We start from the raw sequence: 26,034 nt of genomic DNA, 5'->3' as shown, positions 1-26,034 counted from the left end.
CGATTCCTATGCCGGGACGGCCACCACATCCAGCAATCGGTCAATGACTTGTTCTGCCGTGACGCCATCCGCGACGGCGTCGTATGTCAGGTGAAGCCGGTGACGCAGGACAGCATGGGCGACGGCGCGCACATCGTCAGGCGAACTGAAATCTGCACCGGCCAGCCACGCATGCGCGCGGCCCGCTTTGTCCAGTGCAATCGCGCCACGCGGACTGGACCCGATCTGGATCCATCGTTGCAGATCGCTATCGTAATCGGCGGGGCGGCGCGTAGCGTTTACCAGATCGACAATGTAGCGATCCACGGACGCAGCCACATGCACTGCCGCCACCTCGTCACGGCAGGCAAACAATATTTCCTGTGAAAGACGCTCGGCCTCCTCGGCCTTTACCGTAGCGGTATCGCGCAACAAGGCGAGCATGGCCGTCTCATCATCCGGCGCCGGATAGTCCAACCGGATTTTCATCAGAAAACGATCCATCTGCGCCTCAGGCAATGGATAAGTGCCCTCTTGTTCGATAGGATTCTGCGTGGCCAATACCATGAACAGCTTCGGCATGGGCCGAGTCACGCCGCCCACGGTGATCTGCCGCTCTTCCATGGCCTCCAGCAAGGCGGATTGCACCTTGGCCGGGGCACGATTGATTTCGTCGGCCAGAATCAGGTTGCCAAACAATGGACCTTGCTGGAATTCAATTCGATGATTTCCCGAGGCATCCTGCTGCAGCACCTCGGCACCGGTAATGTCCGAGGGCAACAGGTCCGGCGTGAACTGGATACGGCTCATCGTGGCCGCCATATGCGCTGCCAGCGCCTTGACGGTGCGGGTCTTGGCCAAGCCAGGCAGGCTTTCCAGCAGCACGTGTCCATCGGCCAACAGCGCAATCAGCACGTGACGGATGATTGTCGACTGACCCAGGACCGTCGCAGAAACAGCTTGCTCCAACGCTAGAACGCCATCGCGATTCGCCATGCTCTTGCCTTCCATGGTGATGCTTTCATGTGCGCTCGTCCGGTGAGCGCACGGGTGGACTCAACGGCTGACGACGCTATTCTTATGAGCCTGAGCCAATTTCCATTGTTCCTGGGTCATCACCGTACGAAAACCCAGATGCGACATGCTGTTCAGCGGGTCTGCACCCCGCCTGGCACTGGCGCGGTAACTAATGCAATAGGTATCGCTGCACAAAAACGAGCCGCCACGCGTGACGCGTTTCGGTGCCTTTTCCGGCACATTGCCATCATCGGGATCAAAGCTGTCGGCGGGGCCCGCTGGGTCCTGCGGCGGCTCGCGATATTGAGCCTGGATCGCAAAGGCATCGGCGCGATACCAGTCCGCCGTCCATTGCCACACATTGCCGGCCATGTCATACAGCCCGTAGCCGTTCGATGGAAAACTGCCGACCGGTGTCGTACCCACCTGAATTTTTTCGTCTTTGACGACGGGGAAAGGCTGTTGCTGCTGCGTATCCCAGATGTTCGCCATAGGCTTGCCTTGCGGGCTGAGCTCATTGCCCCAGCTATAGTCGGCTTGCTCTATCCCGCCGCGCGCGGCGAACTCCCACTCCGCCTCGGTAGGCAACCGCTTGCCGGCCCATTTCGCATAGGCCTCAGCGTCTGTATAAGATACCTGCACAACGGGATGATCGTCTTTGCCCTGGATGTTGCTGCCCGGACCTTGCGGATGGCGCCAATTAGCCCCCGGAATGAATCGCCACCAGCGCGTGTAATCTCGCAATGAGACCTCGCTCTCGGAGCCTACGAAAACCATGGCGCCGGGCACCAGCACACTGTCATCTGGACGCGGCGTACCAGGCGGCAGTTGCGGGGCCAGATCTTCCCAGCGCGGCTTCTGCTCCGCCGTGGTCACGTAACCGGTGGCCTCTACGAACCGGCGAAACTCGGCGTTGGTCACGTCGTGCACATCCATCCAGAACCCGCTGACACGCACCGCATGAGCAGGCCGTTCATTAGGTTGAGAGAGCTTGTGCTCATTACCCATGAGAAATTGCGATCCGGGAATCCACGCCATGCCCGCGGGCCCATTTTTCCCATCGCCCAGCTTGACCTCACGCGCCGAGGAATCGGAAACGTTCCATCCACCCACGTAGGCGCCTAATGCTGCTGCCGCCACAAGAATCGCTACTGCCGTCAATCCGATCTTCACTTGCTGTTTCACGCGCTCACCTCACCACCGGTTCCAACACACGTAACGCATTCGGATCACGCGGAAACACCGCGAGCCGTCCAGCCTTGCCAAGTCGTGCAAACTGCAGCCGGGGCCTCAATGAATAAAAGGCCCCGGTGTCGCGCTCAGGCTGCTTGCTTCATTGTTCCTGCGCTCTCCCAATAGGAATGGGTGCGCAATACATGGAGTTCGAGCGTCGCCTTTCCTCTGACACGATGCAGCGCCTTGGGAATCGTGGCATGGCCATCGGTCCAACGCATCGTTACGCCGTGCACGTCTTGCGGTGCGTTCAGTCCCTGCAGTTCAGATGCAGACAACGCTATATCCCGGCGGCCATCGTCGTCCTCGATGGTGATACGAGCCAGCCCCACACCTACTGTGCGCAGGTCTCGGCGGGGATCCGAGGCCGTCTCGCGGGCAATCGCGCAACGCGAAAGGAGATGAATGTCTCCTGCATCAGCATCAACTGGCAGCTCGAATCGAACAATGGACTCACCGGAATCATGGGCCTGGGCCGCAAGCACTTTGCCATTGACTTGCACCCGCAGATTCGGATCAGACACTCTCAAGGATCGAGTCAATTGCTCGGCACGTTTGAGCAAACGCCGGCGCACCGCAGCCACTGCCGGCCCCTTGCGCAACACCTCGATTCCTTCGATGGTCGGACGCCCTGGGGCAGGCCCGAAATCTGCCAATAACGTGACCACATTCACGTTCTGGAACATCGATCGGTTGCCGGTATCGACATACGACTCCGATGCCGCACCTTCGGACAGCAGGATATCGAAACGATCCAGCTCGACGTGAAAGTACTCGAAGACCTGTTGCGAAAAATCCTGAACAATCGTCTTTCCGTTGACCAGCAACATCGCTGGAATCAGCTTGCCATCAAAATACATGTGATGGTACGGCGACACATAGAGATCTCGGGCTGGGATATTCGGTCCAAGTGCACTAGCGGAAATGCGGACCGGAAAAGCGCGAATGGCATGCTCTTCGGGAATATGGGCTCCGTACAGCGTGCGATGTCCCACCCACTTCACCGTGGCAACGCCACCGCTGGCTGTACTGACTTTGTCGCCTGGCTGCAGCGTCTCAACAGGACGTTCTCCATCCGGAGTCGCAATCAAGGTACCGCGCATAAAGCAGGCGAACGAAACGTTATTACCGTTGAAGTTCAAACTGTCTAGGTCTTCCTGCGTAAAGTTATCGGCTTGTACTTGCAGGATAGGCTGGTTGTCCGCGTCATAAAAAGTCAGGATGCCGTTGTCCAGTCCAGCGTGATCCGGCGTGGCGCCTACGAATGTGAAAGAAGCCCCGCCCTCTACGCCCGTGATATGCAGCACGTCACCAGGATTAGTGGTGATATTGTCCACGTTCATCGCCACCGTGCCCGTGCCTTGGGCTTGGGAAAAATCGATGGTGAGGTTGTCCAGCCACTGAGGTTGAAACTGCGAAAAGCCTGTCGTCGAATCCGGGCCCACCTGCAATGTGATGGGTTGATCGCCAGCGCCACCATTCAGATTGCCGATCAGCAGATTGGTGTTTTCAGCATAAATAGAAAATGGGTGTGCGCCATCGAAGTTGGCGGTCACAGAGCCTGCATTGGTGAAGTCCACTGCGCCATTGTCGACACCGAGCGCAAAGTTGAACTCAGTATCCGTTTCTGTATCGGTCCAGGCCCACGTGGGGTCGTCGGGAGTCAAGCTGATATCCGCCATCTCAATCCTCTTCCAGTTGATTGCATCGCCAAAAGAACCAGACAAAAACCCAGACTGCTGTCGCGCCGAGCCTCCTCAAGAAATAAAAAACGCCCTATTACGGCAAAGTGTTGCCGCCATTTATACCCATCATCCCATTACAACTTTTCGATACATTTATGCGAAACTCAGGAAAATTTCGCATTTTTTCTCATTTCTTGGGCAATATTCTGCTTACATATACGTCGTTCTTGGTAAAGTTATTACGAAGCAGCACCATGCGCTATCCGAAAAGCGAAATCTTGTAGGAACTTTTTGCCATGATGTATCAGCCGATGTACATGCGGCACCTCTACTCCGGCTTCGAGCCATGCCAGGCATTTGATGTCGTCTATGGCACCACCTTCGAGCATCGTCTCCTGTCCGCCAAGCAAGCAACCATGGCACACCAACGGCTGGTTATCGGTGACATCAGACTGGAGACTGGCGGCTACAACTTCCCTGTTGTTGCTCAAGGCTGTATGCCCAAGAAAGAGGTTTGCATAGGATTCATGGCTGAAGGAGAACAGGTCACGCGATGCAATACGATGGCCTTGGAGAGCAATGAAATACAAATCTATCCGCCGGGAGTAGAACTCCTCTATCACGCATCAGGCCCTTCCCGTTGGGTCAATTTTGTGGTGCCGGAGGAATCCTTACAGGCGTTCGCCACTGCGCGAGTAGGACGCCCCATTCATTTATCCAGGCACGCGGCGTATTCGATGCGTTTACGCAACGGGGCCAGGCACGCGTTGACTCGAATCACTGACGATGCCCTGGGACTGGCTCACCGACTTGAGCCAGTTGGCGGAATTAGTTCCGAATTAGGCGCGGAAATCTACCATTCGCTTTTGGGGAGTTACGTGGACCAGATATTCGACTCAACCCCATTGAATCAACCAGAAAAGTCTGCGACAGAGATACGCCATCACCAATTGATCACCGCTTGCGAACGGCTCGTCGTTTCGGGCGAAGACACGGACATTGCGCTGGCCGAAATTGCCAAGCGCAGCGGATATAGCCTGCGTTCACTGGAGCTGATATTTCGCCGCAGCGTCGGTATGACGCCTGGGCGGTGGTTCATGACGGCACGGTTAAATGGCGCGCTGCGTGATTTGCTCAACTGTGAACAGGATGGGACGGTTTCAGAGGTCGCAATGAAATGGGGATTTCGACATGTGTCCCGATTCTCTCAGTACTATCGCAATGCCTTCGGCGAGCTGCCAAGCGAAACGCTAAAGCGTACACGCCAGCAGTGACGGGCTCGTAGCGCGACCGCAGGGATATCGCAGTCAATTTCTATCGCCAGGCACTCCCCACCTGAATGTAGAAAGCATTCTGGTCCTTGCTGTGGGCGACGTCGATGCCTATTGCCAAACCCAATTTTCTGGCGATCAGATACCGGAATCCGACGCCGACACTATTCACATTGGAGGCCTCGCCATATGACTTCCATCGGCCATAGGCTTTACCCACCCCCGTGAAGCCCAATAGCGACCAGCGCGGTGTGACGGCCCAACGCATTTCGACTTCCGCGGCCAAGGCGGTCCGGTCTTGATACCGGCCGCGCGATACACCGCGTAAATCGACATAGGGCAGCGCATAAAACGGCACCGAACCGCTGGTGGTCTGAGCATCGGCGCGCAGCCCTAATGTCCATTTAGGATGAACAGGCAACCACGTATAGCCACGCGCGCGGTAAGTTTCAAAGGACGCTGAACTGCCGAATCCGCTGCGTGCAAACTGCGCCTCGAACTCGGCATAACTGCCTTTAGTCGGGTAAAACATGTTATCGCGATTGTCGTAGTCGATCACCAGGCCTAATTTGCCGACACTCAGTTTCTGATCATCCAATAATCCAAGAGGATTTTTCTCTGCACCGGTAAAGCGCGTATCGGATCTGAAGTACGTATAGCGAGGTCCCACATACCAGCGGCTGTCTCCTATACGCGCGAGCAATTGCTGCACCAGAAACGTACCCTTCAGTTCGTAGCTGTGCCCGCGATTGAGAGGGCCGTAATAATCGAGATTGACCTTGCCCTGTGCCAATGCGCCCAGATACCGGAACCGGTCGGCGCCCCACGTGTGAAAGTGGAACAGGCCTGCACCTCGTGATCCGTTTTCCGTACCCAACGCGCCAATGCCGGTGATATTGGGGGGGGGCCAGTGACGAGTCACTCTCTTTCGCCTTTTGACTGGCCTCGCCGAGCGATTCTGAAAAGTACATCAGCATCGCGCCGCCTCCGTACCCGACGGCGGGCTCGGTAATGATCACCGGGACGGGAAATATGCCTTTCCGGTTGAGCAGATAATCGCTCAGATCAAATGCGCCATCCTCGGGATCCGTGAACCCAGTGGGCTGCCCCATGCAAGTGGCCCCACTGACCATCGCTACCAGACCTAGCAGACGCACCATGCTGGCACGCCGAAACAAGGCGACGAACGCTGGCAACAAAGCACTCTCCTCTTTGCCGTACGTTTTTTCCGGCGCCATGAATACTCAGTCGACGCGAAACAGACCGCGGTCCTTGCCTTTGATCCAGTTGGGCGGTCGCCCTACCCCGTTCCAGGTGTGTCCGGTCTCGGGGTCGCGGTATCTCACGAAATCTGACAGATCCGGCCCGAACAATTGCTCGGAGGTGATCCCGTATTCCTTGATTTTCCATCGGATATCTGACAAGACACCGCGTAACTCTCGCCGCCGCAGACGCTCTGCTTCGGCCTCGAGAGTGCGTATGTGCGATCTGACCTGCTGGTAGTTGTTCGCCATATGCTTAGTTCGCCCTTGCGATGTATTTACAATAGTACGAAGTCGAAACAAACGCTATCCAAAAAACGAAATAAACGGCCGGCCGAACACATTGATCTGACTCCCTGGGCATGCCGCTTGCAGTATGGCCACATCTACCAGGCTAGGGAGGCAGCATGCAATCACAGCGCGACAGTGGGAGTCGCTTCGCCCTCAGGTTGCTGACGGTCAATACGCACAAGGGGTTTACCAGTTTCAACCGCCGTTTCATGCTGCACGATCTGCGTGAGGCGTTGCGATCCGCGGCGCCCGACATTGTCTTTCTGCAAGAGGTCGTCGGGGCGCATCAGGGACATGCCGAGCGATTACCTGATTGGCCGGCGCTGTCGCAGTACGAATACCTGGCCGACACGTTATGGTCCGACTATGCCTACGGGCGCAATGCCGTCTACCCGGACGGTCATCATGGCAATGCGATCCTGTCGCGCTACCCCATCGCGACGTATACCAACCACGATGTCAGTATTGCAGGCCCTGAGCCGCGTGGGTTGCTGCACTGCGTGCTGCGTCCGCCGGAATTGGCGCATCCGCTACATGCGGTGTGTGTGCATCTGGGTCTGCGCGAGGGGCACCGGCAACGCCAACTGCACCTGCTGTGCGAGTTGGCCCAACGCCAAATCCCCACGGATGAGCCGCTACTGATCGCGGGTGATTTCAATGATTGGCGATTACGCGCCGACCGGGTCATGGCCGGCTGCGATGCCCAAGAGGTGTTTACGAAGCATTACGGCAGACCGGCTCGCTCCTATCCCGCTGTGTGCCCGGTCCTGCGCCTGGACAGGATCTACGTACGGGGCGTCCACACCTCGCGCCCCGAACCGCAAACCTCGCGCGTATGGGCCGGCCTATCCGACCATGTGCCGTTGACCGCAGAGATCTCGTTATGAGTACGGGCTGGCATACGGGGAATCGCTTTGAACTGCTTGAGAACGGCAATGCCTTTTTCCCTGCAGTCGAAAAGGCTATCGCGCGAGCGAGCAAAGAGGTCCTCCTGGAGACATTCATTCTGTTTGACGATCCGGTAGGGAGATCATTGCAGCAGGCGCTCATCACAGCCTCGCAACGCGGCGTCTCGGTTGTACTGACGCTGGACGGCTACGGCTCTGATCCACTGGAGCCCGCATTTCTCGCCGAGCTGGCCACTGCCGGGGTACGTGTGCATATATTCGACCCCAAACCGCGCCTGTTCGGTATGCGGTTTCATGTGTTCCGGCGCCTGCATCGCAAACTCATCGTCATCGATAACGAATTGGCATTCGTCGGCGGCATCAATTTCTCGGAAGACCATCTGACCGAATATGGCGATCAGGCCAAGCAGGACTACGCGGTCAGCGTGCGCGGTCCGTTGTGTGCCGATATCGCTGCCTATATGCGTGCGGCTGTGCGAGCTGCGCCAGGTAGGTTGCCAGCATCAGACCCTGCCCCGGTGCCCGACGAAGACGGAGCCGGCAAGCTGGTGGTACGCGACAATGCGCGGCATCAACAGGATATCGAGCGCCTGTATCGCGCCAGCCTGCGTTCGGCCCGCGAGGATGTACTGATCGCCAATGCCTATTTCTTTCCCGGATACCGATTGCTGCATGACCTGGCAGGTGCCGCCCGGCGAGGCGTGCGCGTGCGCCTGATATTGCAGGGCGAGCCGGATATGCGCATCGCCCGGCTCGCCGCCACGATGCTATATGACTATCTCATCGACGCAGGTGTGGAGATCTACGAGTATTGCCGCCGTCCTCTGCATGGCAAAGTCGCTTGCTTCGACCAGGACTGGAGCACAGTGGGCTCGAGCAATCTGGATCCGTTCAGCCTGGCCCTGAACCTGGAGGCCAACGTGATCATGCGAGACCGGGCGCTGAATCGCGTATTGCGCGAGCGTCTGGAACGCCTGCTGCAAGAGGACTGCGAGCGAATACCCCGCTCATCAATCGGCACACGGCGTCTGCGCCGATTGTGGGCCGGGGTGATGGTATTCCACGTATTACGGCGTTTTCCTAACTGGGTGGGCAGTCTGCCTGCCCATAAGCCTCGCCTGCAGCGCATAGCGGCAGAATCTATAGACCGCCATCAGCCGGCGCAAGAATGAGGATCCCCATGGACACATTCCGGATACGTACGACAAGGCGGCGTTGGACTCGGATCAGCCCCCGCGTCCGACGGTCTCTGGGCAGGTGGCTGGCCGTGCTCGTGGTAGGGGTCGTGGCGGGCATGTTGTATTACCTGGCCCGTGACGTGGACTGGCCTGGTGTATGGAAAGCCGTGCGCGCGCTTCCCCGGCCCACGATCGCCATGGCGATCGCCGTCGCGCTGAGCGGCTATCTCGCATACTCGTTCATGGATATCCTGGGACGTCGCTACATCGGCCACAAACTGCCGCTGTTCAGCGTCGCAGGGATCGCCATGCTCAGTTATGCCCTCAATCTGAACCTGGGCATGCTGCTCGGTGGTTTTGCAACGCGCTTGCGGCTTTATCTGCGCATGGGGTGCCGCAAGTCGGTGCCGACTCGCGTGGCGCTGTTCTCCGCCCTATCGAACTGGGTCGGCTTCGGCTGGGTGGCCGGCGCCTTGTTTGTCAGCGGTGCCGTCCCTCTGCCTCAGACCATCGACTGGGGACAAGATGGATTGCGAATAGTTGGCGTCGTGCTGCTGGCACTGTCTGGTGCCTATGTTCTGGCCTGCCTGAAATACCCGGGGCGGACCTGGATGGTGCGCCGGTGGCGTATCGTGTTGCCCGGCGCACGGATGGCGCTAGCGCAGAGCTTGAGCGCAATACTGTCCTGGGGCCTGATGGGATTGGTGCTGTATGTTGTGCTGCAGGAGCGGGTTCCCTATGCGGCGGCATTAGGGGTGCTGTTGTATGCCAGCGTCGCGGCATTGGTCGTGCGGGTGCCGGGCGGACTGGGCACCACCGAGGCCATTACCGTCGCCGCGCTGGGGAAGTATCTCCCTCCCGTAGATATTCTGGGCGCGGTATTGACTTATCGCGCCGTCTATTTCCTCCTGCCGCTGGCGCTGGCGTTGCTGGCGTTCGGTGTGGTCGAGGCCAAATGGTCCATCCGGCGCCGCGTATCCCGGCCCACACCGCAATGAGGCCAGGCACGGCGCTTGCGGCAGGTGTGCCATGACGCACTCTTCTCGATTCTCTCCTGCCTGCGTGGTGGCCTATCCCCGCGATAGCAATGCATCGCAGCACGAAGTCGCCACGCAGTTATGCCTGGCGCGTAAACTCGCCGAATTGCTGCAGTGCCAGGTACTGGAGCCCTATCAGGCCGATAGCGCGCAGCCCGGGGCGGCGCACTATTACGTTCCCGATCAAACCCTGATTGGTCCCCTGCACGCGCATGAACTCGGTATCAGCGACGAAGCCCGTTTTTTCGGAGGAATGGTGCCGTACGACTTCGTGGCCAGTAAAGCGATTACGCACGGTTTATGGCGCCGGCGTAGCGCTGCCCCCGACGGATGGTCTCACACCCTGGCCGAACGCTTGGCAGACGCCGTACTCAGCGGCTACACCGCATTTTCTCCCGAGGATGCAAGACAAGCCGGCGGCGCGTTGCTGCGTCGTGGACCAATACGTATCAAGCCCGTTTACGCCAATGCTGGACGCGGGCAACGCGTGATTCAGGACGGGAACGAACTGGAACGCGCCATCGCCGAGATGACGGAAATAGCACGAGGCGTCGTACTGGAGGAAAACCTGGCCGACGTCGAAACCTACAGCGTAGGATGGTGCCGCGTCGGCGGCTATACATTGTCCTATGTAGGCACACAGGGGCTGACCCCGGACAATAGTGGCCAGGACGTCTATGGCGGATCGAACCTGCGTTGTATTCTCGATGAGCCGACTGCGCTCACGTCGCTGGACATGACGCCGAACGAACGCCACGCCGTCACGCTGGCGTTGCATTATGACGCTGCGGTGAACCAGGCGTATCCATCGTTGATCGCGTCACGCCGCAATTACGATATTGCGCTCGGACAGTCTACGGCCGGGGCATGGCGGGCCGGGGTATTGGAACAATCGTGGCGTGCTGGAGGCGCGAGTATCGCGGAGGCATCCGCCCTGCTCCACTTCGCGCATCATCCTGACTGCCGCGAAATCAACGCTTACACGCTAGAACGTTACGGATCCGCGTCCGCGCAGCCGGACAGCGGCGATCTCGTGTTCCACGGGCAAGACAGCCGGGTGGGATGGTTGACAAAGACAGGTGGCATAGTGAGGGAAAACAATGGTGGCACATAGCGACGCGATAGACATCAACGTCGCAGATGATGTCCTGGCGGGCACGCTGCTGACGCCCAAGAGCAAAATTCCTGGAATACTTTTCATACACGGCTGGGGCGGTGATCAAGCCTTTGACCTGAAACGGGCAGAGGGAATAGCCGGCCTGGGCTGCGTCTGCCTGACCTTTGATCTCAGAGGGCATGCCGCGAATGAAACCCAACGGGAACACGTATCCCGCGATGATAATTTGCACGACGTCATGGCTGCCTATGATCGTCTGATTGCGCATCCTGCCGTGGAAACAGGTGAAATCGCCGTGGTCGGCAGCAGTTATGGCGCCTACCTGGCATCGATTTTGACCGAATTGCGCAAAGTACGATGGCTGGCCCTGCACGTACCCGCGCTGTATCTCGACGATGAATGGTTCAAGCCCAAGCACCAACTCAATCGGGAAGTACTACGAGCCTATCGCAGTGACTACGTTGCGCCGGAGACCAATCGTGCGTTGTCTGCATGCGCCACGTTCCCGGGCGATGTACTCATCGTGGAGTCGGAACAGGATGACTACATTCCGCACTCCACCATCATGAGCTATCGCTCGGCGTTTCGGCGCGCCCACTCCATGACTCACCGGATTATCGATGGCGCAGACCATGCGTTGACGCAAAAGACTGCGCAGCGGGCGTACACATCGGTGCTGGTGAACTGGATCACGGAAATGGTCATGGGCGCACGCACCGGCACTACCCCTTCCCTGACCGGTGCGCCATAAAGGAGAGGCATCTCAGCCGTACATCAGCATGGAGCCGCCAATGACACTACGCGCCACTGCGCGTCTGCAATTGCATGCCGACTTTACTTTTGATGCGGCACGCGCACAACTGGACTACTACGCCGATTTGGGCGTCAGCCACCTCTACTTGTCACCCATCACGCAGGCCCGTCCCGGCTCAATGCATGGCTACGATGTGCTGGACCCCGCCTGCGTGAGTGCCGACCTGGGCGGAGAGCCGGCGCTCGAACGGCTGGCCGCTGCCGTCAAGGCGCGCGGGATGGGATTGCTGCTGGATATCGTACCCAACCACATGGCCGCCGACGCGCGCAACCCATGGTGGCGCGATGTGCTGCGCAATGGGCGTGCCAGTACCTATGCTGATTATTTCGATATCGATTGGGAGATGCACTCGGGAAAAGTCCTGTTGCCCATTCTCGGCCAGCCCTATGGTTCGGCCCTGTGCAAGGGGGATGTTCAACTAGGCAAACAGCACGGCGAACCGGTCGTGTTGGCCGGCGGCCAAGCGCTGCCGATATCGGGCCCGTCGGTCTTTGCGGCGCTGGCCCGCTACGCTGACGCACCGGATCATGCAGAACGCACGGCCGCGCTGCATGCGCTGCTGGAACAACAGTGTTATTGCCTTGCCTGGTGGCGTTCGGCCACGAACCAACTGAATTGGCGCCGTTTTTTCGACATCAACGATCTGGTGGGCGTGCGGGTCGAAAATCCGTCAGTATTCGAAGCGGTGCATATGCTGCCTCTGGCGTTATATCGCAAGGGCTGGATCGACGGGCTGCGCATCGATCATATAGACGGATTGGCAGAGCCAGGCGCCTATTTGCGCCGGCTGCGTACCGCTATGCGCAATGCCGCGCCGGCGCGCAAACCGTATATCGTCGTGGAAAAAATTCTGGCGCCACAAGAGGCGCTCGACCATCGATGGCCTGTCGAGGGCAGCACGGGCTACGACTTTATGGATGACGTCAGCGCGTTGTTGCATTCCCCTTCCGCCCGCCGTCCGCTATTGACTGGCTGGTATGCGCATGGCGGCGATTCGAGTGGATTAAAACACCAACTGCACACTATCCGTGCACAATTGCTGGATCGGCGCCTGGCGCATGAACGGCACGGGCTGCTGACAGCATGGTCACGCCTCACGTCGCATGAAGCCGAAGACCAGGCGTCCTGGGATCGTGTGCTCGGTGCATGGCTGACGGCGTTTCCGGTCTATCGCAGTTACGCCGAAGATGGCGGTCCATCTGCCGCAGACCGGACGCATTGGGATGAGGCCACCCGGGGTGCGCGCGCCATGCTAGCTGAATCGGACAGTGCACACCTGGATCAATTGCTGCACCAGCTCTACACATCCTCGATCCCCGACGGCCTCAACGCGCTTAAACGCCTGCAGCAAGTCACGCCGCCATTGGCAGCGAAATCGCTCGAAGACACCCTTCATTACCGTCAAGGCACCTTATTGTCCCGCAACGAGGTGGGCGCCTGGCCGCAACGATTTGCGTTAGGGCCACAAGGCTTTCATGCCCGCAATCATTGGCGTGCCCGGCACATGCCACACTCTCTGCTGGCCACGGCGACCCATGATCACAAACGCGGCGAAGACACCCGCGCACGCCTGGCCGTATTGACGGAGATGCCCTCGCGGTGGGCAGACATGGCGGCAGAGTGGCTGGCCTTGCTCCCGGCCAATGCATTCAGCGACCCGGACCGCTACATACTGCTGCAAGCGCTGATTGGCGCCTGGCCGGCAGACTGGCCTGGCGCCAGCGAGACACTGGATCCATTGCTCCTACGTGAATGGTTGACGCGGATCAGCGCCTGGCAGCGCAAAGCATTGCGTGAGGCGGGGTTGCATAGCTCATGGACAGATCCCGACGAACATTACGAAGCTGCGGCTCAGGCTTGTATTGATATCCTCGATCCCGAGGGGCATGATCGCGAGCCGCTGCGCACGCTGGCAGCCTTGGCGCAATCTCTGATCGAGCCAGGACATATCAATAGTCTCGCTCAAACCTTGCTGCGTAATACTTGTCCCGGTGTGCCGGACCTGTACCAGGGTGCAGAACTGTGGGATTACAGCCTGGTCGATCCGGATAATCGCCGGCCGGTCGATTACGAGCGCCGCCGTTTTCTGCTGTCGTCAGGAATCATCACGCGGCCCGGGTCAAAACACTGGCGCAATGGCGCGGTCAAGCAGTCCCTCATCCATACGGCTTTGCAACTGCGTGCGCAGCAGCCTGAACTGTTAGCCGGCCCCTATCGGCCCCTATGTGCGCAGGGTCCTCGGGCCGCCCATGTCGTGGCGTTTCTACGTGGCGCAGGCCGGCGTACTGCCCTGGTTGTCGTACCGCGATTGTGCGCACGCCGTATTGCAGGGTATGCGAGAGATGAGGCCGAGGCTGCAAGACAATTCTGGCAAGGTACGACATTACGCGTGCCCTCATTGCCGGGCCTCGTTTGGAAAGACCTGCTGAGCCAACGCGAGCTCGCTTTGAGCACAACAGGCGAAATCGCACTTGATACGCTATTTCAGGATTGGCCTGTTGCGCTCTGCGTCAGTGCTGACTAAGCCCTCAGCTACAGACGGCCCGTCAGCAGCATGACGATAAGAACGATCAATAAAATGCCCAAAATACCGCTGGGATAGTATCCCCAGCCGCGGCTATGAGGCCACGCAGGAAAGGCACCTACCAATAACAGAATCAGCACAATCAGCAGAATGGTCGACATGACGGCAGTCCTCCTCCGGAATCGCGTCCAGAGCCCCATCGGCCCCGTACCTGTTTCGTACAGCAATTTGCATGCCCGGCTCAGTCGGGAATGCAAATTGCGAGGCTGAAGCTTCCTACGCCCGTCCGGGTGCCTGATAGCCAAGGAGAAGCAGATGACGAACCGTTCTCGCGATCAAGACGCCGACGCCACCGCCCGCCGCCAACGCGAACTTCAACGCGATCAAGATCAACGCGATGCAAAATCGTCCAAGTCGAGCGGATCGAAAGGCCCTGCCCAGGCCGGTGATCGCCGTCAGCCTGAACCGCCGCAACCCGCTCAGCACCAGCAGAAACCGGGCCGGGAATCGGATCTGAATCCGGCTCCCCGGTATTCTGCGCCGGGATATCGAGGCAGCGAAAAATTGGAGGGCAAAGTGGCTTTGATTACCGGAGCAGATTCCGGCATCGGGCGTGCCGTCGCCGTGCTGTATGCCCGCGAGGGGGCAGACATTGCCGTGGCCTATCTGAACGAAGACGATGATGCCGCCGAAACAAAAAAAGCCGTCGAAGCCGAAGGCGGACGGTGTATCACCATCAGCGGCGATGTGCGCGATCCCAAGTTTTGCCAGCAAGCCGTCAACAAAACCGTCCGCGCCTTTGGGCATCTGGACATTCTGGTCAATAACGCGGCATTTCAAGAGCATGCCAATTCGCTCGAGGACATTTCCGACGAGCGCCTGGACGAAACCCTGCGCACTAACATCTACGGCTATTTCTATATGGCGCGCGCCGCGCTGCCTCACCTGCCGGAGGGCGGAAGCATCATCAATACGGGCTCGGTTACCGGCCTGCGCGGCAGTCCTCATTTACTGGACTACTCAGCGACCAAGGGCGCCATCCATTCATTCACCCGCGCACTCGCAGCCAATCTGGCCACTCGCGGTATTCGCGTCAACGCCGTCGCACCCGGCCCCGTCTGGACGCCGTTGAACCCTGCCGACAACGCTGCACCAGACGTTCAAAAATTCGGCAAACAGACGCAAATGGGCCGCGCCGCCCAGCCGGAGGAGCTATCGCCAGCGTATGTCTTTTTGGCGGCGCCGTGCTGCTCTAGCTATATCACGGGTATTGTGCTGCCCGTGACAGGGACCGCGGGAGATTAGGTATCAAGCTCAGAACCGATACATCACCTTCAACTGACCCGCGTGGCTCGTTGCTTTGCTCGAAAACTCTCCGTCATACTGCAAGCGGAAATCCAACCCCGAACGATTGTTGACTTGCATCCCGACTCCCACACGGCCGACGACATGGTCGCCCGCCAATGTGGAGCTGAATTGATCGCTACCCGCCGGTGCGCCGCTGAATCGCGCACTGGCATCCCACGAATCGTCACTCAGAAATGATGCCCCTGCATAGGCATACGGCCGCATCGTGGCGCCGTTGGGCAGATCGACTCGCCCGCCGATCTCCAGCATCGGCGACAGGCCCACTTGGAACTGATCGCTGCTGTCGACTTTGAGGCTCAGGGCATCGCCCGATTCGGTATAGCTCGGCATGCGGGTATAGATCAGATCCAGATCGACATAGGGTTTCAGATAGAACTGATCGCTCAGGCCGATATGGCGCGCCGCGCGCAGGCGGGCCCCCGCGCTGTAAACGTCGGGATCGCTGCCTGCCTCGCGGTCATAGCCCGAAATGTTCAGATTGCGATTCATATCGTAAGAACCGTAGCCTGCCCCGATCGCACCTGAATACACCCACGGGCCATCCTGATATTTCAGGACGACGCCGGCATAACCTGCATCGCCGTTGCCGCTGGCACGGCTGTCCTTGCCCCGCAAACTGTTGTTTTGATAGGCCAACGATCCGCCCACGAACCAGCCGGGCTTGAACTCGAACTGTCCGCCGACCTGATACGTCGTACTGTCGAACGAAAAGTCGGATGTTCCGTTTGCCGCGTCTTGCGATGTGCTGCGGCGCGTGACTTGCCCCCATACACAATCCCGCTCGCGTCCGTCCGTGCCCACGCTATCCATCGCGGGACAAGACATCATCGATTCGGTAAACCGTGCCATGCCCACGGCCATTTGCGCGGCCGGTGCCAGCGCGACGCCAGGCGACAGATCGGACAGTCGATCGTTATATGCGCTTGCGCCTTGTGCCGCGGCATCGTTCAGTACGGCAAATAAAGGCGCCATCTCGGCATTGCCGCCCCGATCCCAGATATCCTGCAACGATCCTGCCACGTGGCTTTGATTGCGTGCGAGGTCCATGGAACTGGCATTGAAGTCTGCGCTCTTGACGCTGACGCGATGCTCATTGCCCGCTTGTTGTATATCAAAATCGAAGATCGGCGTATCGACCGCGTGAAGCTCGCCGGTGGAGTTGCCTTGGACGTTTACCAACGTCAACTCGCGATCCGGCAAGAGAGTGACGGCATTCAAACCGACGCGCCCATCTAACTGTGCATCGCCCTCTACAGTCATGTTCGAAGCACGCATTCCCAGGAAATCGGCATCGGCCAATATGATGCCCGTACTCGTCTGTGCAAAATCTCCAGCGACCGTGAGGTGGCCAAAGCTCCCCGGGCGGCCGATGATCAACTTGCCGGCAGTCGTCACGTCCGCCTGGTAAATTTCCGCATGGGTCAGCGTGCCTGTGAGGGAGCTGTTGAGGATGCAGACATCTTCCTCACACAGGGCATTACCCTGGATATTCCCTGCGTTATTCGTCGTTAATGGAGAACTGCCATCGTTGCGTAACGCGTTGTCGGATACCGCGGACAGTTGCGCGTTTTCTGCGACGTTGATGACATCGGGCGACGTGCTGTAGGCACCGTTCGATACCCATATGCCCACCCCACTGCCGCTCCCACCCCGCACGATGCCATTGACATTGACCGTGATAGAGCCGTCCACGCCACTATTGCTAGAGGCTTGCCGCTGTGCCAATACGCCGGTCGAGTTCTCGCCTGTCGCGCTGACGGTGCCATTGACCGTCACCGACACGTTACCGGCATGCGCGGTCGATTCCGACTCATCGCCATTCGTCTCACCCGCATAACCGCCCGCCTTCGAGCCGCCCAACCCGCCACCACCGCCGAGCGATTGCGCGATCACCCCAAACGCATTCATACCAGTGGTGGTGACATTACTGACCGTGACAGTCACCTCGCCGCCGCTGCCATTTTTCTGGCCCGTCACCAAATCCCATCCGTCGCTGTTGCTCGTCGTAACGGTCTGCGTAAGATCACCGAGAATCCCGCCTCCCGAACCGATGGATTGCGCCACCACGCCATGGCTACCCGCACCTGAGGTAGAGATCATCCCGTCGCTTTGCAACGTGACGGTGACGGTTTGACCATCGCCAGACGAGGCGTTGAGCGAGCTGCCTAGCGTCACGTCTGACAGAGTCGCTGCGCCGCCTGTGGTCGCGATGCCGCCGCCGCCACCGATAGACTGGGCGATCATGCCAATCGCGCCTTGCCCCGCGGTGGTGAAATTACCGCCGGTCGAGAGTTCGATGTTGCCGCCATTACCTCCGCTGCCACCCAGGGCCAATTTGAATTGCCCCACGCCTGTGGTGGCATCGCTGGTGCGGCTATCGACCGTGGCGATCCCGCCACCACCGCCGATCGATTGCACAACCAGCCCATGCGCGCTGTCTCCTTGTGTGCTCAACGCGAGATAGCTGGCCGGCGTGATCTGGATGTCACCGCCATTGCCTTGCACCTCGTTGGTCGCGCCGACCTGGATCGTTCCCGTGCCCTGCGGCGCACTCGCGCCCGCGATACCGCCGCCCCCTCCAATGGATTGCACAACCACGCCATTGGCGGCATAACCCTTCGTATGTACAGACGTGCCGTCGCCTTCGTCGTTGAACGCCAGCACAATCGGTCCCCCTTGGGTAGAGAGGTCAGCCATGTCAGCCGTGGGTCTGAATCCTCCGCCCACTTGCATCGTCAGCGCGCTGACAATGGTGCCGCCAGCGGCAGCCACCCCGCCCTGTCCACCGCCGCCGCCGACGGATTGCAGCACCAGGCCGTCTGCAAAATCACCGGTTGTCGTGGTGTGCGCCGCCATGCGCGCCGCCTGCTGCGTAGAGCCGATATTGCCGCCATTGCCATAATTGTTGTCTGCGCCCAAGATCAGTTTCAGCGCGTACGCGGTATCCGCAGCCGGGGTGATGCTCGGGTTGAGTGCGCCGGACTGATCACCCGTCGCACCACTCAAGCCGCCACCGCCGCCAATCGCCTGGATCAGCGCACCGTCGGCATCGCGGCCTGCCGTGGCGATCGTGCCGTCCAGATCGAATTGCACGCCTCCGGCATCGGCGCCTTGTACCCAGATATCAGAGTCGTCCTCGTCGATCTCGGAGCCGTCGGCTGCTGAGCCACCTATTTGCACCGTCAGTCCGTCTGGGGCGCGTGCATCGGACACGCCAATCACGCCGATCCCGCCGCCGCCACCGATGGACTGCGCCACCACGCCGTACGCCCGATTGCCCTTGGTATTGATCGTCTGGTTGGTGTCAATCGATACGCCACCTCCCTGGCCGGGCCAATAGCCGCCCACGCGCAGCTCGGCGCCCATGAGCGTCGTGCCCTCCCATGCCAATACCCCACCGACGCCGCCACCACCACCGATCGCCTGCGCGGCCAGACCTATCGCGTCCGTACCTAACGTATATATCTGCGACTGCGCCTGCACGCCGACATGGCCAGCGGCGACCGCCTCCGAGGGGAGCGTCGACGAGCCACCGCCGATATGCATCTGTGCGGCACTATCAAAAACCATGCCGGTCCCCAGACCACCCCCGTCACTGATCGATTGCGCGAGTACGCCATAGCTACCATTGCCTGCCGTGACGATACCGTTCTGTCCCGGTGACAACATGAGTGCGACATCGCCGCCAGCGCCAGTCATATTCGGGCTGCCGACCCTGATGGTGGCAGCGCCGGCCCCCAGTTGACCGTACGGGGTCACCCCCGAGTGGGCTGCTCCGCCCCCGCCACCGATGGATTGCGCCAGCACGCCCATGGACCAATCGCCCATTGTCTGGACGACACCATCGTAGGTGATGCTCACCGCAGGTATGCTTGACCCTGCGACACCGCTATCGCCGATATGTGAGTTATCCGTGGGATCGTCGACGGTAGAGCCCAACGTGAGATAACGTTCACCCGGCAGCCACGGCACATTGGGATTGTTCGGATCATCCGGATCAGGTTGCGGCGGCTCGGGCAAGAGATTCTCGTCAGACAAGGTCGTGCCCAGCAGGCCGCCACCGCCACCGATCGATTGCGCCACGATGCCATGCGAGCCATCACCTACGGTGACGACACTGCCAGACGCATCGATATCCACCGCGTTGGCATTGCCGCCACTGCCCGACGCCTCACTGCCGACGGATAACAACACTTGAATGGCAGGCGTCACACCTGAAATTCCGATCTGTTCGCTCACGGTATCGGCAGAACTGGCCATGCCCCCGCCACCGCCGATGGATTGCGCCGCAATACCGTGAGCGAAGGGGCCGAATGTCTCGATATCATATTGACCGCCGATATTCACATTGCCGCCATCTCCACCGTCGCCGCCGCCACCGCCCAAGAGCGCAGCCAGATTCAGGCCAATTGCGGCGATCGCATTCTGGTCCGGTATGCCGACAACGCCGTCGCCGCCACCACCGCCCACCGATTGCGCCAGCAGCGCCGTCGCCGAATGGCCGGTGGTGTTGATTTGCGTCAATTTGCACGAATTATTGGTGCAGGCGTTGACTTGGCCGCCATTGCCCCCGCTGCCCCCCGAGCCGCCGATCGACATGGACATATCCAGGGAATAACCGATGCGATCGCCACCGGTACCGAGGGTCAACCCGCCAATACCGCCGCCGCCACCGATGGATTGCAAGGCCACCGCATGCGAGGCATTGCCGTTGGTCTGGATCGCCTTGTCGGTCTGTGAGGTGAACGTGACCGTGCCACCGTCGCTGCCTTCGCCACCGCCGCCACCGACGCCCGCGCCAATTTCTATCCGACCTTTGGTGGCCAGCGTACCGTTGCCGCCCTGGCCTCCGCCACCACCAATCGAATGGGCCAATATGCCGTAGGCCTGATAACCCACTGTACGCACTTGCGCGCCGCTTTGCAGATTCACGGTCGCAGCGCCACCGTCGCCGCCCACACCGCCGCTGCCGCCCACCGAGACGTTCGCGTCGAACCAGTCTACGTAGGTCTGCGAGGTGCTCCCACCACCGGTGCCACCGCCACCGCCGATGGATTGCGCGACGATCCCATCGGCATACTCCCCAAACGTGTGAATCACGCCCGAATTATTCACCACTGCCGTGCCGCCCACGCCACCGTCTCCGCCCTGGCCACCGACGCTGACTTGCACCTCTGCCGAGATGTTTTGCAGTTCGACGTGATCCTTGAGGGTTTGCAACGCATTGGAAATCACGTCCAGCGTGTCCTCTGGGTCGGCCCCCATCGATCCGCCGATTCCACCGCCGCCGCCCACTGCCTGCGCCAGAATTCCATCGCTGTCGCGTCCCGTCGTCACGATCTCGCCGGCCTGATTGACAGTGACCATCTTGCTGTCGCCGCCGCTGCCGCCTTTCATGCCCACGCCCACGTCCAGCGTCAGGCCGACAGACAGCACCTTGGTGGCTTGCTCCGATCCGGATAAATAGGCCGAGGTGCCTTGTCCTGTGCCGCCGCCTCCGCCTATGCTCTGCGCCACAATGCCCCGCGCACCTGATCCGGTGGTCTTGATTTGCGCGTTGGCGCCCGTGTTGACGGTCACGGTACCGCCACCGCCTCCGGCGCCGCCCTTGGATCCGACCGAGGTGGTGGCCGCCACCGAGGCCGCGATACCGGTTTGAAATCCGAAGGCATAGCTATCCGCCGACCCGCCATCGCCACCGCCGCCACCGATGGATTGCGCCAGCACGCCGTTGCTATAGTCGCCGCTGGTATTCAATATCGTGGCGTCCGTATAGCCATTCGTGCTCAGGTTGACGGTCACTTGGTTGCCATCGCCGCCCGCGCACGCTTTGCCGACCCTGATGCACTGCCCCCCCACCGCGGCGTCTGCCTCTACTCCCACGCTGACGTCGCCGGTATCCACCTGAATCATGTAGTTTTGAGCCGAACCGCCGTCGCCACCGCCGCCGCCTATCGATTGCATAAAGACGCCATGCGCAAACTGTCCCGCCGTGCTGGCACTGGTGCCCGCCACGGTCAGACCCACCGTGCCGCCATGCCCACCCTCGCCGCCACGGCCGCCGACCGCAAAATCCATGGTCATCGACGCCGCGCCGCCGGCAAAAACGGGGGGGCCATAGTTCAGCACCTGATTCGTGACCGATCCGCCTGCGCCGCCACCACCACCTATGGATTGCATCGATATCGCCGAGGCGTCCGTAGTGAGGGCATTCGTGCTCGGTGAACTGTCATCATCATCGTCATCGGTCGCCTGAGTACTGGACGCCGTCTGTGTGCCGGGGACCGCCAGACCGGTCACAATGGTCGAAGACAAGATCGTCCCGTTGATGTCTTCACCATACCCGCCGTCACCGCCATCGGCGCCGACCAGGGTGCTGAGCTCACCCAATAAAGACAGATTGTCACCGCGTACCCCGCCGCCGGTCCCGCCACCGCCGCCGACTGATTGCAGCATGATGCCCCGCGCGGCGATGCCGCTGGTGGTGACGCTTAAATTGCTCCAGTCGAAATCAATGAGGCCGCCATTGCCGCCAGCGGCGCCACTGCCGCCCACGACTATATCGACAAACGACGCTCCCACACTGAGCACATCGCCCGCTGAGCCGCCTCCGCCGCCGATGCTTTGAGCGAGTATGCCGTGCGCGTTATCGCCCTGCGTCGTGACGCTGGAGGCGGTATCGCCCGACATATTGAACTGAATATAGCCGCCATTCCCTGCAGCGGCACCATTGCCGCCCACAGCAACGCCCACACCTGCCGCCACGCCGGTGGCGCTGCCGCCATTGCCGCCACCACCGCCGATAGACTGGGCGTTGATACCGTACGAATAGTCGCCCGAAGTCGAAATCGTGCCTTGCGTGTCCGCAATGAAATACACCCCGCCGCCATTACCCGCCGCAGCGCCGCTGCCGCCAACGGCGACGATGCCATTGATCGTATCGCTGGCCTTGCCGCCACCACCACCAATGGACTGCGCGAGGATGCCTTCGGCCGCATCGCCGACGGTGGTGATCGTGCCGATATTGGCGATATTGATGAGGCCGCCCGTTCCGCCCGTGCCGTCGCCGGAACTTCCGCCGAGGTCGTTGTTGCGCGGATTGCCTCCCACCGCGATGATGCCGCCTGCACCGCCCGCATTGCCACCACCACCGCCGTTGGACTGCGCGCTGATACCCGTGGCGCCGCTGCCCGTCGTGCTGATCGTACCGGTATTTCTGATCGTCACACCGCCGCCGGCACCGCCTATGCCACCGTCGCCACCGAGCTCGACAATCAGGCCATCGGCGATCCCTCCCGCACCGCCGCCGCCCGAATTGGACTGCGCATCAATGCCAAACGCCTGGTCACCCGTGGTGTTGATCGTTCCATTGTTGGTGACCGTGACGAGTTTCGATTCGCCGCCATCGCCGCCTTTACTGCCTGATCCGCCCAGAATAGCGATGAAATCGCCACCAGTGCCGCCGCCACCGCCGACTGACCACGCCGTCACGCCCGAGGAGTAATCGCCCGACGTCGTGACCGTCGCATTACTGCCGACATTGACCGTGACCACGCCAGCGTTACCGCCCAACCCGCCACCGCCCGCCTCGCCGGCCAGCACGGTGCTGTCGGCGCCGTCACCGCCAAACCCGCCTTTCGAAACCGCCTGTATGCCGAACATCGTCGAGCCTGTCGTACTGATGGTCAACGGGGCGGACGTGTTGCCGCTGCTCATATCGCCGGCCGTCACCGTAGCGGAGCCGGCTACGCCGCCGCTGCCGCCACTTTCATCTTTGCTCGGGCTCTCGCCGCCTTGTCCGCCTTCGGTTTCGGCTTGAATGCCCGCGCCCATCATGCCCGGCGTTTGCAGGTCAATACTGCTATACGCGTCGACGGTCATGTTTCCCGAGCCGCCGCCGGTACCGCCTGGGTCGGAGTCATCGGTTGACCCGTAACCCGTGGCCCCCTCGGACGAGGCACGTACGCCATACACCGTCTGGGTGCCATCGCCCTCAGCGGCGACGATCTGCAGCAGTCCGGCATTGTGATGAATCGTGACGTCGCCGCCAGCGCCGGCATCACCATTGCCCTTGCCGCCGTCACCGCCTTTTGAATCACCGCGTATTAGCCCGACCAGCGCGCCCGACGCTATCGTCACCGGCTGAGCAGCGTTGCCCGATTGTGCCGGGATTCCAAACAGAATGTCGCTTGAACTATCGATCGTCACGCTATGGCCATCGCCGCCCGCGCCGCCTAGTTGATCTCCCGTGCCCGAGTTCTGGGCGCCACCCGAGCCACCCAGGCTCGCCACGAAGATGCCGGACATGTCCTGCGTAATATCCCCCACCACCTGATAACGGCTGCCTAGGTAGGTGACGACGCTGATTGAGCCTCCCCAGCCGCCGCTGCCGCCGTCGGAATCATTGTTGCCATTGTCAGCCGGCCCGCTGCCTCCCAGGCTTCTGGCATACAACACGGAGGAGACTTCGTTGCTCGACGACACAGCCAGATCGACCTGCCCCGCGCTATCGAGCCTGATGCCACCACCGTCGCCGGCGTCACCCTCTTCATAACTATTGCCGCCGTAGGAAAGCGCAGTGATCACGCCGTAATCGCTTGACCACGTTCCGCCTCCCGATTGCGGGTTCAGAGTGAAGATCGCCCCTTGGTCCAGCATCTCGGCGCCGACCGGTGTTTGCCCATTGTGAGAATCACTTGTGCCACTTTCTCCATCGGTGGAGACACTGACACCCTGGGTATAAGTCGCCCCATCATCGAGCTTGACGCATTGCGTGTTGGGGTCGCAACTCAAGGACACGCCCTGGGCGAAACAGGGGCCAAACACCATGCCCAGGCTCATCGTTAATACCGTCTTGCGTAACAACCGTGGGGGCTGCGCGATGCGAACTCGTGACATGGCGATTCTCGATATTCTTATCGTAGACCGACAAAAAATAGCCAAAAGTTGCACTATCAGCGAGATTTTTTCGACGAAAGTGCCGATGGAATCGGTGAAATTCGCTGATTCCTGCTTTCGTAGCGATATCTGCTCCGCTGGTATCTACGCAGCGGGCACGCTATCTTCGCCCATATTGCCTCGCCAGCCATCCTCCCGTCACGGCCCAGGCCAACGCAATCACGGCCCCTAAAAACAAGGCCAAAGACGGCTGGTCCGCCATCAGGTCTACTCCACGTTTCACCCAGCCACTCAGCGCATCACCACCGCGATACACCACCGTGTCGTTGAAGTTCTTGGCCTTGTATTTTTGTTCCGAAGGCAGCACCGTATAAAGCATTTCGCGGCCTGGACGCACCAGGGCATACTCACCCGCACGGCGCGCCACCATCACCACGACAAACACGGCAAACACCGGAGACCACGCCAACCACAAAAAGCCCGCTACCAACAATAGCGGCACGCCCGTCAGCAACACTCGCACACCCAGCCGCTGTGCGATCCGGCCCGTGAAGAACACCTGGGTCAGGATGGCCAAGCCCTGCACCACCGCGTCAATCAAACCAAAGACCTGCGTCTGGCGTGTACGGTCCGGAAAATGTTCGGCCACCATTCGCGCCTGCTCAAAGTACATAAAGGTATTGACGCTGGCCAGGAGCGTCACAAACAAAGCAATGCCCAGCAAATAGCGCGAGCACAATACCTCTGTCACACCTGCAAAGGGATTACCGCCCAAAGGTCGATGACGCTCGACCCGGTCATTGGCGTCCTCTGCCTCGTCAGGATGCCGGTCACGCCAGCGATGCAGCCACGCCGCGCAGCCCGCGCTGGCAGCCAGGAGCGCGGACGCCAATACCAGCAAACCACTATGGCTCAACGGCTCGACCAGCAACGCGCCCAACAACGGCCCTGCGAGTCCGCCCAAACTCGCGCCGCCCGCCATCAACGCGAACAAGCGGCGTGCCTGTTCGCCGGCAAACACATCGGCCAGCACGCTCCAGGCGAGTGAAATCGCCATCAGATTGAACACCGACAACCAGATATAAAACACGCGCCCGGTCCATACGATGTCGGCCTGCAGCCACCACACCACGGCAAACACCAGCAGGTTCACGACAAAGAACCCATATACCCACGACAGAATATGCCGTCGTGGCGCACGCGAAGCTACCCAACCGAACAGCGGCATGGCGATCAAAGTGACCACGAACGTCCCAGTAAACAACCACTGCAGGTTATCGACGCCGCCAGCCACGCCCATGGTCTCGCGCACGGGCCGGAGCATGAAATACGCGCAGAACAATAGAAAAAACATGCCCAGGCCTGCGGCCACCGCAACGCCCTCTCCTTCGCGCAGGTTCAGTAGGCGAATCACACTCGCCTTTATGGGCATAGTGCTGGATGTCACGTTAC

At 60.2% G+C, this 26,034-nt stretch carries 15 protein-coding genes and 1 pseudogene; 8 read left to right on the top strand and 8 right to left on the bottom strand.

The features are described from left to right. Positions 1-6: 6 nt before the first annotated feature. From ACNA0J_RS04180 to ACNA0J_RS04170, 3 genes are all read right to left on the bottom strand, one after another. On the bottom strand, positions 7-975 hold the full coding sequence (locus tag ACNA0J_RS04180) for an AAA family ATPase (protein ID WP_415817131.1): 969 nt from the start codon (positions 973-975) through the stop codon (positions 7-9). Positions 976-1,035: 60 nt separating this feature from the next. Then, positions 1,036-2,181, bottom strand: a complete 1,146-nt coding sequence (locus ACNA0J_RS04175; protein ID WP_415816708.1) for a formylglycine-generating enzyme family protein — start codon at positions 2,179-2,181, stop codon at positions 1,036-1,038. 134 nt (positions 2,182-2,315) lie between these two features. After that, positions 2,316-3,911, bottom strand: coding sequence for a Hint domain-containing protein (locus ACNA0J_RS04170; RefSeq protein ID WP_415816706.1), 1,596 nt, complete (start codon positions 3,909-3,911; stop codon positions 2,316-2,318). A gap of 299 nt (positions 3,912-4,210) precedes the next feature. Here ACNA0J_RS04170 and ACNA0J_RS04165 point away from each other — a divergent pair, with 299 nt between their 5' ends. Then, a complete protein-coding gene (locus ACNA0J_RS04165) occupies positions 4,211-5,188 on the top strand; it encodes a helix-turn-helix transcriptional regulator (protein WP_415816704.1) in 978 nt (325 codons plus the stop codon). 40 nt (positions 5,189-5,228) lie between these two features. On the opposite strand, the pseudogene ACNA0J_RS04160 reads toward ACNA0J_RS04165, so the two are convergent. Beyond that, a pseudogene (locus tag ACNA0J_RS04160) lies at positions 5,229-6,318 on the bottom strand (BamA/TamA family outer membrane protein). Between the two features lie 111 nt (positions 6,319-6,429). After that, positions 6,430-6,699: an H-NS histone family protein gene (locus tag ACNA0J_RS04155; RefSeq protein WP_415816702.1), complete on the bottom strand. Its 270-nt coding sequence runs from the start codon at positions 6,697-6,699 to the stop codon at positions 6,430-6,432. A gap of 155 nt (positions 6,700-6,854) precedes the next feature. On the opposite strand from ACNA0J_RS04155, the gene ACNA0J_RS04150 reads away from it, so the two are divergent. The 6 genes from ACNA0J_RS04150 to treY are packed head-to-tail and all read left to right on the top strand — an operon-like array spanning position 6,855 to position 14,316. Beyond that, positions 6,855-7,625 carry an endonuclease/exonuclease/phosphatase family protein gene (locus tag ACNA0J_RS04150; RefSeq protein ID WP_415816700.1) on the top strand — a complete coding sequence of 257 codons (771 nt, stop codon included), beginning with the start codon at positions 6,855-6,857 and terminating at the stop codon, positions 7,623-7,625. Further along, complete coding sequence (clsB, locus tag ACNA0J_RS04145; protein ID WP_415816698.1) at positions 7,622-8,818, top strand: cardiolipin synthase ClsB; 1,197 nt, start codon at positions 7,622-7,624, stop codon at positions 8,816-8,818. The genes ACNA0J_RS04150 and clsB overlap by 4 nt, the downstream gene beginning before the upstream one ends. 8 nt (positions 8,819-8,826) lie before the next feature. Continuing rightward, positions 8,827-9,822 carry a lysylphosphatidylglycerol synthase domain-containing protein gene (locus ACNA0J_RS04140; RefSeq protein WP_415816696.1) on the top strand — a complete coding sequence of 332 codons (996 nt, stop codon included), beginning with the start codon at positions 8,827-8,829 and terminating at the stop codon, positions 9,820-9,822. 31 nt (positions 9,823-9,853) lie between these two features. Continuing rightward, positions 9,854-10,975, top strand: coding sequence for a DUF3182 family protein (locus ACNA0J_RS04135; protein WP_415816694.1), 1,122 nt, complete (start codon positions 9,854-9,856; stop codon positions 10,973-10,975). Continuing rightward, the gene (locus ACNA0J_RS04130) at positions 10,962-11,729 is read left to right on the top strand and encodes an alpha/beta hydrolase family protein (protein WP_415816692.1); all 768 of its coding nucleotides are present in this window, start codon (positions 10,962-10,964) and stop codon (positions 11,727-11,729) included. The genes ACNA0J_RS04135 and ACNA0J_RS04130 overlap by 14 nt, the downstream gene beginning before the upstream one ends. A 40-nt stretch (positions 11,730-11,769) precedes the next feature. Next, positions 11,770-14,316 carry a malto-oligosyltrehalose synthase gene (gene treY / locus ACNA0J_RS04125; RefSeq protein ID WP_415816690.1) on the top strand — a complete coding sequence of 849 codons (2,547 nt, stop codon included), beginning with the start codon at positions 11,770-11,772 and terminating at the stop codon, positions 14,314-14,316. An 8-nt stretch (positions 14,317-14,324) separates the two neighbouring features. On the opposite strand, the gene ACNA0J_RS04120 is transcribed toward treY, so the two are convergent. Continuing rightward, positions 14,325-14,477, bottom strand: coding sequence for a DUF3309 domain-containing protein (locus ACNA0J_RS04120; protein ID WP_415816688.1), 153 nt, complete (start codon positions 14,475-14,477; stop codon positions 14,325-14,327). Between the two features lie 154 nt (positions 14,478-14,631). On the opposite strand from ACNA0J_RS04120, the gene ACNA0J_RS04115 reads away from it, so the two are divergent. Next, positions 14,632-15,621, top strand: coding sequence for an SDR family oxidoreductase (locus tag ACNA0J_RS04115; RefSeq protein ID WP_415816686.1), 990 nt, complete (start codon positions 14,632-14,634; stop codon positions 15,619-15,621). Positions 15,622-15,630: 9 nt separating this feature from the next. On the opposite strand, the gene ACNA0J_RS04110 is transcribed toward ACNA0J_RS04115, so the two are convergent. Next, on the bottom strand, positions 15,631-24,582 hold the full coding sequence (locus tag ACNA0J_RS04110) for a hypothetical protein (RefSeq protein ID WP_415816684.1): 8,952 nt from the start codon (positions 24,580-24,582) through the stop codon (positions 15,631-15,633). Positions 24,583-24,742: 160 nt separating this feature from the next. Continuing rightward, the gene (locus tag ACNA0J_RS04105; RefSeq protein ID WP_415816682.1) at positions 24,743-26,029 is read right to left on the bottom strand and encodes an NTP/NDP exchange transporter; all 1,287 of its coding nucleotides are present in this window, start codon (positions 26,027-26,029) and stop codon (positions 24,743-24,745) included. Positions 26,030-26,034: the final 5 nt, after the last annotated feature.

The sequence above is a fragment of the Bordetella tumbae genome (assembly GCF_965139195.1).
GTDB lineage: Bacteria > Pseudomonadota > Gammaproteobacteria > Burkholderiales > Burkholderiaceae_B > Bordetella_A > Bordetella_A tumbae.
Note: the sequence above shows the minus strand (reverse complement) of the source record. Positions and strands in the feature narration are given on the sequence as shown.

What these genes read in the sequence shown, in the direction of transcription:
- ACNA0J_RS04180 (WP_415817131.1), bottom strand. Translation starts at nt 975, where the DNA reads ATGGCGAATCGCGATGGCGTTCTAGCGTTGGAGCAAGCTGTTTCTGCG.
- ACNA0J_RS04170 (WP_415816706.1), bottom strand. Translation starts at nt 3,911, where the DNA reads ATGGCGGATATCAGCTTGACTCCCGACGACCCCACGTGGGCCTGGACC.
- ACNA0J_RS04165 (WP_415816704.1), top strand. Translation starts at nt 4,211, where the DNA reads ATGATGTATCAGCCGATGTACATGCGGCACCTCTACTCCGGCTTCGAG.
- ACNA0J_RS04155 (WP_415816702.1), bottom strand. Translation starts at nt 6,699, where the DNA reads ATGGCGAACAACTACCAGCAGGTCAGATCGCACATACGCACTCTCGAG.
- ACNA0J_RS04150 (WP_415816700.1), top strand. Translation starts at nt 6,855, where the DNA reads ATGCAATCACAGCGCGACAGTGGGAGTCGCTTCGCCCTCAGGTTGCTG.
- clsB (WP_415816698.1), top strand. Translation starts at nt 7,622, where the DNA reads ATGAGTACGGGCTGGCATACGGGGAATCGCTTTGAACTGCTTGAGAAC.
- ACNA0J_RS04140 (WP_415816696.1), top strand. Translation starts at nt 8,827, where the DNA reads ATGGACACATTCCGGATACGTACGACAAGGCGGCGTTGGACTCGGATC.
- ACNA0J_RS04135 (WP_415816694.1), top strand. Translation starts at nt 9,854, where the DNA reads ATGACGCACTCTTCTCGATTCTCTCCTGCCTGCGTGGTGGCCTATCCC.
- ACNA0J_RS04130 (WP_415816692.1), top strand. Translation starts at nt 10,962, where the DNA reads ATGGTGGCACATAGCGACGCGATAGACATCAACGTCGCAGATGATGTC.
- treY (WP_415816690.1), top strand. Translation starts at nt 11,770, where the DNA reads ATGACACTACGCGCCACTGCGCGTCTGCAATTGCATGCCGACTTTACT.
- ACNA0J_RS04120 (WP_415816688.1), bottom strand. Translation starts at nt 14,477, where the DNA reads ATGTCGACCATTCTGCTGATTGTGCTGATTCTGTTATTGGTAGGTGCC.
- ACNA0J_RS04115 (WP_415816686.1), top strand. Translation starts at nt 14,632, where the DNA reads ATGACGAACCGTTCTCGCGATCAAGACGCCGACGCCACCGCCCGCCGC.
- ACNA0J_RS04110 (WP_415816684.1), bottom strand. Translation starts at nt 24,582, where the DNA reads ATGTCACGAGTTCGCATCGCGCAGCCCCCACGGTTGTTACGCAAGACG.